At 61.6% G+C, this 12,818-nt stretch carries 6 protein-coding genes, 1 tRNA gene and 1 pseudogene; 1 reads left to right on the top strand and 7 read right to left on the bottom strand.

Annotated features, from left to right (window positions below; all coding sequences use genetic code 11):
* Positions 1-25 precede the first annotated feature (25 nt).
* Positions 26-418 (bottom strand): hypothetical protein, encoded by a 393-nt coding sequence (locus tag DQW50_RS12935; RefSeq protein ID WP_127341336.1) that lies wholly within the window; start codon positions 416-418, stop codon positions 26-28.
* A 433-nt stretch (positions 419-851) separates the two neighbouring features.
* Between DQW50_RS12935 and DQW50_RS12930 the strand changes: the two are divergent.
* Positions 852-1,077 (top strand): annotated as a pseudogene (locus DQW50_RS12930) (IS5/IS1182 family transposase); the annotation flags it as partial.
* 487 nt (positions 1,078-1,564) lie between these two features.
* Here the strand turns inward: DQW50_RS12930 and DQW50_RS12925 are convergent.
* From DQW50_RS12925 to DQW50_RS12905, 6 genes are all read right to left on the bottom strand, one after another.
* Positions 1,565-1,636, bottom strand: a tRNA-Ala gene (locus tag DQW50_RS12925).
* A gap of 65 nt (positions 1,637-1,701) precedes the next feature.
* Positions 1,702-2,226: an SRPBCC family protein gene (locus DQW50_RS12920; RefSeq protein ID WP_112079689.1), complete on the bottom strand. Its 525-nt coding sequence runs from the start codon at positions 2,224-2,226 to the stop codon at positions 1,702-1,704.
* A gap of 409 nt (positions 2,227-2,635) precedes the next feature.
* Entirely contained in the window at positions 2,636-7,342 is a 4,707-nt protein-coding gene (gene gltB, locus DQW50_RS12915; protein ID WP_112079688.1) for a glutamate synthase large subunit, read from the bottom strand.
* 225 nt (positions 7,343-7,567) lie between these two features.
* Positions 7,568-7,735, bottom strand: a complete 168-nt coding sequence (locus DQW50_RS18215; RefSeq protein WP_198664680.1) for an HEWD family protein — start codon at positions 7,733-7,735, stop codon at positions 7,568-7,570.
* A 74-nt stretch (positions 7,736-7,809) separates the two neighbouring features.
* The gene (locus tag DQW50_RS12910; RefSeq protein ID WP_112079687.1) at positions 7,810-9,915 is read right to left on the bottom strand and encodes a PGF-CTERM sorting domain-containing protein; all 2,106 of its coding nucleotides are present in this window, start codon (positions 9,913-9,915) and stop codon (positions 7,810-7,812) included.
* A 2,003-nt stretch (positions 9,916-11,918) separates the two neighbouring features.
* Complete coding sequence (locus tag DQW50_RS12905; protein ID WP_112079686.1) at positions 11,919-12,746, bottom strand: undecaprenyl-diphosphate phosphatase; 828 nt, start codon at positions 12,744-12,746, stop codon at positions 11,919-11,921.
* Positions 12,747-12,818 lie beyond the last annotated feature (72 nt).

Here is a 12,818-nt window from a genome sequence, read left to right as displayed (position 1 = left end):
TCAAGCGAGCCGTAAACCAGTGAAATCAAACGCCTTCTGGCGATTCACCAGAGCCGTTCGTTTCAAACGTGATGTACTCAGAATCGTGTTCGATCCACACACCGACCGATTGTGTCCCCTGATTCGTGATCTCGTATACTTTCCCGAGATCATACCACGAGTTGGGATAGACCCCCGAACCCTCGACACGATCGTTCTCCTCACAAACCTGTACTTCGAGCATCCCGTCGCCGCCGATCGACGCGTCCTTTCCGTTTGGTCCGTCGGTCGGTTCCAGTGTAAGCAGCGCCGACTCGTCACCGACGACCTCCACAGAGACGCCCCTTTCAGCCTGTATGCTACTAAACGCCCCTGACCCGACAATGGCAGTACCCCCGCTAGTTGCTCCGAGTACAAAAAAGAGCTTTTTCCCTTTCATTGACACTCCTCAGATGAATGGGGTATGATAAAGTATTCCACTGCCCGATATTACAGCTCAAGTCGTAACCAATCCCTGAATATTATCAAGGAGTGCCTGAGATGAACGTATGTCCGATTATTTTGGTTATTTGTAGATGGTGTCATAGAACGATTAGCACACCAAAGAACAGGGTGAACCCCGAGGTACATGGATGTAGCGACGTTTTAACACAATCCTTCGATAGACTCGTTTATATCTGTCGTGGAGACCGAGACGCTAGCGCTGTTCGAGCTCCTCTCCTTCGAGTTTCCCAACTATTCGACGTGTTCATGGCCGCGCAGACAGAACGGATACAAGAGCTTGAACAATTCATTGATGAGGTGTTCAACCATTTTTTGAGCAGGTCGCGCGCCGCGGCCTGCTTGAGTTGACCTACTGTATTGATTCAACTATCGAGTACAGGGGCGAAGACCGTATCGAACAACACAGCGAGGATGTTCAGCTGAAGCAGCCCACGATGGATGAGACGTACAATCGTCGTACAGGCGCCGGACGAACCAACGAATCGGTGAAAGACTGCGGCCTCGGGCCTACGCACACCCGAGGCTACGTCCACACATGGGCAGAAGTATTTTCTCCCCTGTGGCTTCCCCTTCGTCGTCGTTATCACCAACTACAACCCGGAGGCAATCGGGAAGCACGATCATCGCGGTATGAGAGGAGGTCTATGGCACCCTCTTCGATACGTAGTTTTACCAAGTGTTCCTCACTTCACATCACCCGGATCTTACCTCGGTAGGTCGTTACGTTTGCGCCAACAGGAAATACAGAGGCTCCCCGATACTTGTCCGAGAGGATGTTTAAGATCATTGCTAGTCGGGACTAGGTAGTCTTCGTAGTAGGGGCGGCCACAGAACTCGCACGTCCCATCCACCATATCTTCAAGATCGTTTTCCATGCCCGCTAGAATCTCTTTCTCAGTTTCGAGACGGTCCTCGATTATGTCTTCCACCCCCAAGGTGTATTTCAGTGGATTCGTCGATATATCTACTGTGTGTTTGTGAAAAACCGGTACAACGGAGGAGTCGGGATGGACTCGCGGGGGTCCCGTGAGCGAAGCGAACGGGACCAAGCGAGGGAATGAGACGAACGAAGTGAGTCGAGTGGACTCGCGGGGATTTGAACCCCGGGCCTTCCCCGTGCCAGGGGGATGATCTACCACTGATCTACGAGCCCTCGTACGCGTCCAACCGTTCCCCGGTGAATATCTTAAGGGCTTCGAATCACGGACCGCCCCGGGCTCAGACCCGGTCGGAGTCGACGTACACCTCGAGGTCGACGTCCCGCGTCGACCCCTCCAGGTCCCGTACCGCCCGCTCGACAACCCGCTCGGCCTCGCCCCGAATGAGCGGGACCGCCTTCTCCAGTACCCAGTCGAACGAGACGAGCCGCGGGAGGTCGAGCGCGTCCGAGCTGGCGGATCCGGGGTCGAACTCGACCTCCAGGGCGACCCCACACCTCGTCTGCGCGTCGTCGTCCCCGCACGGCGTTACCCGCCAGCAGCCGCCCGCGTCGATGTCCTTCGTGATCTCCCAGTCGATACGCTCCGGCGGCTCGACGCCGGTCACCTCCGAGCGGGCGGTGTAGGTGAGCTTCCACCAGGCGAACGTGAGCGCGTAGCGGGTCCCCGGGCCGCCGTCGCCCGCGAGCGTTCGGACCTCCCGGAGGTACTCGGAGTAGTGCGCGTACCCCGGGAAGTCCAGCAGGAACTCGTACACCGTCTCCGGGTCGGCGTACACCTCGGTGCGCACGACGAGTTCGTCCACGACGGAGGGTTCGCCCGGCGCGTATTAACAGTTTGTAGGCGCTAAGTTCCGTTCCTCAAGAAGCGACCGAAGGGAGCGAGTAGGGAAGGGATACAGCGTCTCCAGAAATCTTTGATTTCTGGTGCGCGAACGAGTCGCTCCGCGATTCGTCAACGCCGTCATCACCCGTTCATTCCTCAAACCCCAACTCTGGCGACAAAATGAACATCTCTTCGATGGATGGCAAGAGTGTAACGGAGAATAATCCGTTCTATTAATTCGCCAATATTGAGCGTGTGATAGAGAGACGCTCACGATTGTACGAACAACGGGCGCTATATGTTGATTTCAGTCGGATCAAAACGCATCGCCATCCGAGGATTCCTACGGATCTGGACGAGAAAAAATGAAGAAGGAGATATCCGCCGACTCAGTCGTCGCCCGAGACCTGCTCGGCCGCGTCGCCGACAACCTCGGGCGTGGCGTCGGCGGACGCGGGGGGCTCCTCGCGCACGTCAGTGCCCGTCCCCTCGGCGATCACGTCGGCGTAGGCGTCGGGGAAGACGCGGACGAAGTCCGAGAGCGTAGCTTCCCAGTCGTCGAGTAGCTCGTCGGCGCGGTCGCTGTCGGTGTACGCGCGGTGGTTCTCGACGAGCCGGCGGAGCATCCGTTCGTCGCTGGCGTCGAGATCGGCCGAGAGCGACACCATCCCGCGGTTGAGCCGCTCCGCGAGCCGGTCGTCGGGGTCGTAGACGTACGCGACGCCGCCGGACATGCCGGCTGCGAAGTTGCGGCCGGTATCGCCGAGCACGGCGACGACGCCGCCGGTCATGTACTCACAGCCGTGGTCGCCGACGCCCTCGACGACCGCGTAGACGCCCGAGTTGCGGACGCCGAACCGCTCGCCGGCGACCCCGTTGACGTAGGTCTCGCCCGCGGTCGCGCCGTACAGACAGACGTTGCCCGCGACGACGTTTTCGGCCGGGTCGTAGCTCGCGTCCTCCGGCGTCGAGACCACGATCCGCCCGCCGGAGAGGCCCTTGCCGACGTAGTCGTTGGTCGCGCCGGTCAACTCCATCGTGATCCCACGCGCGAGGAACGCGCCGAAGCTCTGGCCGGCGTGCCCGTCGAACCGGCAGGTGACGGTGTCGTCCGGGAGTCCCTCGCCGCCGTGTGCGGAGACGACCCGGTTCGAGAGGGTCGCGCCGACCGCGCGGTCGACGTTGTCGATATCGCGGGTGAGCGCGACCGGCGTGCCCTCTTCGATGGCGGGCGACGCCTCCTCGATCAGGTCCCAGTCGAGCAGCTCCTCGATGCCCGGATGCGCCTGCGCGCGAGTCTTGGTTCGGGAGTCGCCGGCGGGGTCGGCGATCACCGCCGAGAGGTCGAGGTGTTTCGCCTTCTCGTGGTCGGTCTCGCGCTGGACGAGGAGGTCGGGCCGACCGATGAACGCCTCGAGGTCGGTGAACCCCAGCTCGGCCATGAGCTCGCGTAGCTCCTGGGCGATGAACGTCATGTAGTTGATCACGTGGTCCGGCTGGCCGGGGAAGCGCTGGCGGAGGTCCTCGCGCTGGGTGGCGACGCCGACCGGACACGTGTTCTCGTGGCACTGCCGGGCCATCACGCAGCCGGAGGTGACGAGCGAGGCGGTCCCGAAGACGTACTCCTCCGCGCCGAGCGCGGCCGCGACGGCCACGTCGCGACCCGTCTTCAACCCGCCGTCGGCAGCGACGCGGATGCGGTCGCGCAGGCCGGTCGCGCGTAGCATCTGGTTCGCCTCCGCGAGCCCGAGCTCCCAGGGGAGCCCCGCGTTCTTGATCGACGTCTTCGGCGACGCCCCCGTCCCCCCGGAGTGCCCCGAGACGTGGACCACGTCGGCGTTCGCCTTCGCGACGCCCGCCGCGATGGTACCGATCCCGGCCTCCGAGACGAGTTTCACGTTGACGTCGGCGGAGGGGTTCGCCGCCTTCAGATCGAAGATGAGCTGTTTCAGGTCTTCGATCGAGTAGATGTCGTGTTGCGGTGGCGGGGAGATGAGCCCGACCCCGGGGGTGGAACACCGGACGTGCGCGATCATCTCGTTGACCTTCTCGCCGGGGAGGTGGCCCCCCTCGCCGGGCTTCGACCCCTGCGCCATCTTTATTTGGAGCTCGTCGGCGCTCGCGAGGTACTCGGCGGTGACGCCGAAGCGGCCGGAGGCGACCTGTTTCACGTTACACTCCTTTTCCGTGTCGAACCGCTCGGGCGGCTCGCCGCCCTCGCCGGTGTTGGACTTCGCGCCCAGACGGTTCATCGCGATGGCGTTGTTCTCGTGGGCCTCCGGCGAGAGGCTACCGAGGCTCATCGCGGCCGTCGAGAAGCGCTCGACGATCGACTCGACCGGCTCGACCTCCTCGATCGGAACCGGGTCGCGGTCGGAGTCGAACTCCAAGAGTCCGCGTAGGGTCTGGAGCGTCTCGGACTGGTCGTTGACCAGCTCGGCGAACTCGCCGTATTCCCCGTAGTCGCCGCTCCGTACCGCCTTCTGGAGCGTCCCGACCGTCTGGGGGTTCCAGCCGTGGTGGACGCCCGACGAGCGGTTCTCGTACTCGCCGACCGTCTCGAGTTCGGGATCGACGCCGAACGCCATCGCGTGGCGCGTCCGGAGGTCGTCCTCGATCACCTCGATCCCGATCCCCTCGGTGCGGATCTCGGTCCCCTCGAAGAACTCGCCGACGAGCTCGGAGTCGAGCCCGACGGCCTCGAATATCTGTGCGCCCTGGTAGGACTCGACCGTCGAGATGCCCATCTTCGCCATCGTCTTCAGGAGGCCGTCCTCCAGCGCGCCACGGTAGGCGGCGATCGCTTCCGTCTCGTCCGCGCCGTCGGGGCCGGCGACCACGTCGGCGATGGAGGCATACGCGAGGTACGGGTCGACCGCGTCCGCCCCGTAGCCGACCAGCGTGGCGAGGTGGTGGACCTCGTGGGGCTCGCCGGACTCGACGACGAGCCCCGCGCGGTTGCGCAGGCCGTTGCGCACGAGATGGTGGTGGACCGCGCCGGTGACGAGCAGGCTCGGTACGGCGAGCCGGTCCGGACCGACCGCCCGGTCCGAGAGCACGACCACGTCCGCGCCCGCCTCGATCGCGTCGGACGCCTCGCGGCGGATCCGGGTGACCGCGTCGGTGAGGGAGGTGTCACGGCCGTAGGTGACGTCGACGGTCTCCGCGGAGAATCCGGAGTCGCCGTCGAGACCCTTCAGCGTGGCCGTCTCCGCGTCCGACAGGACTGGGGAGTCCGCGACGATCTGCCGGGCGTGTTCGGGCGTCTCCGCGAGCAGGTTGCGCTGGTTGCCGATCCGGGACTCGAGCGACGTGACGAGCTCCTCGCGGATGTAGTCGATCGGCGGGTTCGACACCTGCGCGAACAGCTGTTTGAAGTAGGTGAAAAGCGGCCGGTCGACGTCGGCGAGCACCGAAAGCGGGGTGTCGTCGCCCATCGACCCGACGGGGTCCTTGCCCGCCTCCGCCATCGGCTCCACGAGGTGGTTCAGCGAGTCCGTGGTGTAGCCGAAGGCCGCCTGGTAGGCGCGAACGCCGGGGTCGTCGTCGGTCGGGTCGGCGTCCGTCGTCGATTCGGCAGTGGGGTCGATGTCTGCCGTCGCTTCGGCGTCAGGCGTCGCTCCGGCGTCCGCCGTCGCGTCGAGGTCAGTCGTCGCTTCGGCGCCCTCGTCGACGAGTTCGTCGAGTTCCACCTGCGCCTCGTCGACCCACTCTCCGTACTTCTCGTCGGTTAGCTCGTCGAACACCTCGTCGTCGGGGACGATCCGTCCCTCCTCGGGGTCGGCGACGAAGATCTCGCCGGGCTGGAGCCGTCCGCGGCGCGTCACGTTCGCGGCGTCGGTGGGGAGCGCGCCGACCTCGCTGCCGACGACGAGCCGGTTGTCGGTCGTCACCTCGTACCGGCAGGGCCGGAGCCCGTTGCGGTCGAGCACGCCCGCGACCCGGTCGCCGTCGAAGCCGATGACGAGCGCGGGGCCGTCCCACGGCTCGACGAGCGAGGCGTGATAGTCGTAGAAGTCCGTGCGCTCGTCGGCCATGAGGTCGTCGTCGCGGAACGCCTCGGGAACGAGCATCCGCAGGACGTGCGGGAGGTCGCGGCCGGTCTGTAAGAGCAGTTCGACCGCGTTGTCGAGGCTCGCCGTGTCGGACTGGTTCGGGTCGTCGATCACCGGCCGGACCGTCTCGAGTTCCGCGCCGAACGCCGGGTGGTCCAGGTCGTTCTCGCGGGCGCGCATCCAGTTGACGTTCCCGCGGATCGTGTTGAACTCGCCGTTGTGGACCACGTTGCGGTACGGATGCGCGAGGTGCCACGCGCCGAGCGTGTTCGTCGAGAAGCGCGCGTGAACCAACGCGACGTGGCTCGCGAACCGCTCGTCTTTCAGGTCGGGGTAGTAGTCGGCGAGCTGTGACCCCTTGAGGAGCCCCTTGTACACGACGCGCTGCCGGTCGAACGAGCAGACGTAGAACCGGCCCGAGCCGTCGACGTCGCTCACGACGTTCTCTATCTCGCGGCGGGCTGTATACAGCGCGCGGTCGAACCCGAGCCGGTCGGGGTCGGCGTCCGGATCGGCCGACGGGTCGGTGAATCGCTCCGCGAGACCGGCTCCCTCGACGGGGGCGACGAACACCTGGGCGACGTGGGGTTCCGACTCGCGTGCGGTCTCGCCCAGGTCGTCGTTGTCGGTCGGGACATCGCGCCAGGCGAGCACCTCCAGCCCGTACACGGAGAGCACCTCGGCGATGACGTCGTGTATCTCGGCTTGAACACCCGGATCCGGGGGCATGAAGACGGAACCGACGGCGTACTCCTCGGGGAGGTCGGCGTCGACGACCGCCTCGAAGAACTCGTCGGGCCGTGCCACCATGATCCCGGCCCCGTCGCCCGTGTTCTCCTCCGCGCCGGTCGTCCCTCGGTGTTCGAGGTTCTCCAGGAGCCGAACCGCGTCGCGTACGGTGTCGTGTTCGGGCGAGCCGTCGAGATCGATGACGCCGCCGATCCCGCAGTTCGAACGGTCCGCCGTCGGGGAGGCGAGCCCGGCGCCGCGGCCGTCCCCCGTTCCCTCCCCGTCGGGGGTGGTACTACGTGACTTGGTCATACACCTCCTCACGGATCATGGGTTAAAGGAATAACCCTGATATGGGTAGGAACCATCGTACACACATTAGGGAATATAAGGTAATTATCTATAAGGGATTGGTACGGGTTAACACTACCTACGTTCGATCAGATCAATCACCGAGTTCTACCCGTGATTGGACATATATGGTCAAATTCAGCTATAGAACGAGGTGTAAAATCAATCTCAACACACGTTCGTCAACTACTCTTCGAAGGGTGCGTAGGTTCCGTTGATGTCCCAGTCGTGGATACAGTAGATTTCGCCGGGCTTCTCGTCGATCCGCCAACCCTCCACGTCTTCGTCCCAGCGCTCGACGCGGCCGCACAGTTCGCACGTCCGTTCGGTCGGGGGTGAGAGGGTGACACTCATATCCGGAGACAGGCGTCGCGATAGCAAAAGAATATCGCCGAAGCGTCGGCGGTCGAGCCACCGCGATCGACCGTCTACGGCGTTCCGCGACGGCCGGCGACGACGCTCACGGCCGTGATCGCGATCAGCGCGGCGGGAACACCGAACCCGGGAACGTCGTAGGCGGTCGACCGCAGCGGGGCCTCCTCGAAGGTCGGCGGCCGTTGAGACCGTTCGTCGTCCGACGGCGTGGCGGCCTCCCCGTCACCGGATCCCTCGACCGATGGGGTGTCGTCGTGCCCGCCCTCTCCGGTGGTTGCGACGGCCGGCGCGTAGGACGCGTTCTCGGGACGTGGCACGTACTCACCCTCCTCGAGTTCGTTCGAGTCCTCCACGGGGTGGGGACCGATCTCCCTGCGGTCGCGGAGCGCACGCTCCTCGACCGCACGGACCGTGGACGCTCGAGCGGGCGCGTCCCCCGAGGCCTGTCCGTCGTTGGCCGCAGGGTTCGACGACGATCCCGGGTCCGCGTCGTCGTCGCCGACTCCGGGGGTGTCCGGGTCGCGATCGGTCGACGGGTCGGGTTCGGCTCCGTCGTCGGCGTCCGGCGTCGATCCCGGCTGTTCGGAGTCGGATCGAGACCCCTCGTCGGCCGACCCGCCGTCGCCCGCTCCGGGTGAACCGGTGCGGTCGGCGTCGTCACCGTTTCCGCCGCCGTCACCGGCACCGCCGTTTCCGTCACGGTCGGCACCGTCGGCGTCGCTGTCGCCGGTTCCCCCACCACCGCCGCCGGTTCCCCCGCTACCACCGGTTCCCCCGCCACCACCGGTCGCTCCACTCGAACCACCGCCACCACCGGTCGCTCCACTCGAACCACCGCCACCGCTCGTCGCTCGGCCACCGCCGCCCGAGTCCGCACCGTCGGATCCCTCGGAGCCGACGTCCTCGCCGTCGAGGTCGCTCTCGGCGGGCGTTTCCTCGGTTTCATCGACGCTTCCGTCGCTATCGTTGCTCCCGTCTACAGCCGCGGTCTCTCCGGTAGCTTCGAGGTCGTCACCATCGCCGCCGGTCGTGTTTTCGGCGGTACTGTCGTTGACGTCGTCCGAATCGTTGCTTCCGTCGGAGTCGGTCGTATCGTCGAACTCGGTGGTGTTCTCCGAGTCGGTGGTGGTTTCGGAGTTGGTGGTGGTTTTGGAGTCGGTAACGTCGTCGGAATCTGTGGTGTTTTCGGCGTCAGTGGTGTTCTCGGCATCAGTGGTGTTCTCGGCATCAGTGGTGTTCTCCAAGTCGGCAGTGTCATCCGAACTCGTGGTCTCCTGATCGTCGCTGGTGGTATCGGGATCGTCGGCATCGTCTGCGTCGTCGGTGTCGTCGGTTCCGTCAGAGTCGCCGGCGTCGTCGGTGTCGGTCGTGTTCCGCACGTAGGTGAACCGTGCGGCACCGCCGTGGGAGGCGTTCGATCCGGCCGCGTCACGGAGGCGTTCGTCGACCACGTCGAACGTCGCTTCGAGGTCGGTTTCGGCGGACGTGCCGAGCGATCCGTTGCGCGTCTCGGTGCCGTTGCCGACGAGGAAGAGTCCCGTCTCGCGGGTGAGGACCGTGGTGCCGTTCGCGGTCGTCGCGGGGGTCGCGTCGGGATCGGTCTCCGACTCGTTCGAGACCGTGAACTCGACGCCGTCGAGTCGGTCGAGGTCCGCGCCCGTGGCGAGCGTCGGGTCGCGGACCGCGGTGTACCCGGACAGGCCGGTGGCGTTGACCGCGTAGACGACGGTGTCGCCCTCGGTGACGTTCTCCGCGGGCGCGAGCGTCCCGTTCGCGATCGAATCCGTGATCGATTCCGGTGTGGAGAAGGCGTCGGCGTCGCTCTCCGCGGTCGAATACACCGAGAGACCGTTCGTCGAGCGGTTTCGTAGCGTCACGGTCGCGGTATCGGTCGGCCCGCCCGGCTCCGCCGTCGCCGTGACCGTGTACTCGCCGGCGGGGATCGTCCCGTTCGCCGTCGACGTCGTGACCGACTCGATCGTTCCCGGCCCGTCGAGAGTAAAGAGGTCGGACTCGAGTTCCGGATCGCCCGCTGTATAGGTGTTGAACTCGAGCGACGTCGATTCGTCACGCGGTGTCGTGACGGTTGCCGTGGCTATCGAGTCGTTCGTTTTCGAGTCGGTAATTGTAATGTTGGTTGTGTTGGAATCGGCTTCCAAATTAAATTCAAGTCGATCACTCACAACAGACGATTTTGATATACTGGTCAGATTAGAATACTGATCGTCCCTTCCGATGATTTTAAAATGAGATTGTTTAGTATATTCACCACCAGAGAGTGAGTAATTTCCAGTTGGAAGTTGGGACGTATTGAAATAGACGAGTTTGGAATCATCCGTTGTTGATTCTACGCCCTGTAGAACAGATTCTGTTTGAGTTAATTCGCGATATAATTCGATGCGATTTTCGTCATCACTAGATTCTTCGAAAGCTATGAGATCTCCAGCATATATTTCATCATCTCTATTTATAGATGTATTATTAAATATCTGATTAGTAGTAGACCGATCTTCCTCAGATTTATTAATTGAGATCAATGCCGTATCTGAAACACCGTTTTGTACAAATTGCTGATTGAGATCTGAGTTTTGTAAGATTGATGAGGATTCAAGTGAAACAGGGTCACCGACTTCTGAGTTATCATCAACAAGTCGTATGATCGCCGCATATTGATTGCTTTGAGAAAGGAGAACTGGATCACCGTCTTCATTTATTAATTCTATCTCAACATCTTGATTGTCCCCAGCAATTATTTGAGACCTACCAATATATTTGTGAGTTAGAATCGATCCATTACTCAAAACGGGATGAATTGTGACAATATATGGTGTCTTACCACCATATTCATCATCTAACCTAGCATTCTCGATGGTAATATTATCTTCAATTGTTGTGTTAGCAGAGATGTTGTTGAAATCAAGAGATGCAAACAAAGAATCGCCCACGCGAGTAGCAATCGAGAATTTTGAGGCCTTTGTTGGCAACTTGTCCCCAGCAGAATAATTTTCGCTACTCAATTTACTTTCTGGAACAAGATAGATCGTATGTGGTCCTGGAAAACCATTTGCTTCCAGATACCTAATGGAAATTTCATCACTCTGGCTTATTGTATCACGTGAAACAGATTTTATACCCGCGATACGAGTCTCATCATCTTCGTATGCAACGATAAGTGTGCTATTTACGTTTGCTTCGACATCCTCGATCGTGGCAGAAGGAATGGTGAATTGATCTCCATCAGTGGATCCGGTCGCTTGATCTCTGAATTGAAAAGATCCTCCCGCAATATTGAATTCGTTAGAAACAGTAGAATCATCTGTATTAGCAAACGAATCTTCGAAAGTTCGAGTAGAATTATCACTCACTTCGAAACTATATCGAACATTAGATTTCATTTCAGCATTGTTCGTCGTAATACCTCCGATAACCAGTTTATTAATTTGAAGTGGATCTCCATCTCCTGTATATTCAATAACCAAGTGAAGGCTCTCAGTACCGTTTTCAGAAATATATTTCTCTTGACTGTGAAGATGACCATTTTTTATGCTCGTATCATCTACATATGCTGTTGATGTGTTCACTCCGTGCGTAGAAATCTTTGACAAATTCACACTTATTCGGATTTCATTGGGACCAAAATCGCTGTTATTTGTATCAATCATTATATCATGGATTGTATGAGATGTATCTCCCGGGACAATATCTGTCGGAGTACCTGTCTGATTAATATACACCTCATCAACGGTTTCTGCACCCACCGAAGAAGTACCCACGCCGAGCGCGGCCACGATGACGGTAGTGGTCAGAACGGCGACGATCACGGTGATCCGAAGCGAGTTCTCACGTGTCATGTCTGTGCCCGCGAGTGACGGTGCTGTCGCTAGCGCGGATGCTCACGCGCCGATCACGGCGACGCCTGGTTCCCGCGCGACCGCCCGACCGTCTGGCGTTGCGGGATATTCGTACTCGATTTGGAGGGTTATATATGGGTTACGACACTGGACGTTTCCGATACGAGAAATTTCGATGTTTGGAGGCCCAATATCACAGGTTATGGGATCGAATGACAGAAAATATATGGTGTTTCAGGAGCGTCAGTTCCCCGAAACAGCCGCGAGTCGAGTTCCGACATCGACTCCCGACGTCGAGTCTCGACGTCGACTCACACGACGAGGGAGACGACGCCGCCGCCGACGATCGCGAGTCCGCCGAGCCCGAAACAGACGGCCCAGAACGGAACCCGCTCGACGATCCGCATCAGCGCATCGATCGTGACGTAGCCGACGACCGCGCTGACGCCGAGCGCGGCGGTAGCCGGCCCGGGAGCGATCCCGGGAAGCCCGCCGGCATCGAGGAGCGTCAGGACCGCCGCGCCGACGCTCGCGGGGATCGAGATCAGGAACGACAGCCGGAACGCCGCCGGCGGGTCGTAGCTCCGAAACAACAGCGCGCTCGTCGTCACGCCCGACCGCGAGATCCCCGGGAGGATCGCGAACCCCTGTACAGCGCCCACGAGCACCGAATCGACGAGCGTCGGGTCACGGTTCACGCCCATCGACACCGACTCGGAGGCGTACGTCAGCACGCCGGTCGCGACGAGCAGGACGCCGATGCCGGCGATGAACACGCCGCCGGTGAGCTGACTCGCGAGGTCCACGGCGAAGACGTACAACGGGATCCCGACCAGCCCGGTCACGGCGCTGGCGAGGACGACGTACGAGACGAGCGCGTTGTCGCCGTCGTAGGCCCCGGCCGGTCGCCACCCGGGAGTCGCGCGCAACGCCGTCAGGATCTCCCCGCGGTAGTACGTCGCCGCCGAGAGCGTCGTCCCGACCTGTAAGAAGAGCGCGAGCTGGAGGGCGGCCTCCGGCTCCGTGCCGACGAACGTGAGGAACAGCGCGAGGTTTCCCTGACTCGAGACCGGGAGCCACTCGACGACGCCCTGGACGATCCCGGCGAGGACCGCGATGAGGAGGTCCGTGTCCGTCACGTCTCACACTGGCGCGATCCTGGTACTTAAGCGGCACCGATCCCTGCGAAGCCGGGCTCGGAACCGACGAGG

The organism is Halorubrum sp. 48-1-W, assembly GCF_003287355.1.
Lineage (GTDB): Archaea > Halobacteriota > Halobacteria > Halobacteriales > Haloferacaceae > Halorubrum.
The sequence above is the reverse complement of the archived record's forward strand: the minus strand, read 5'-3'. Positions and strand labels throughout refer to the sequence as shown.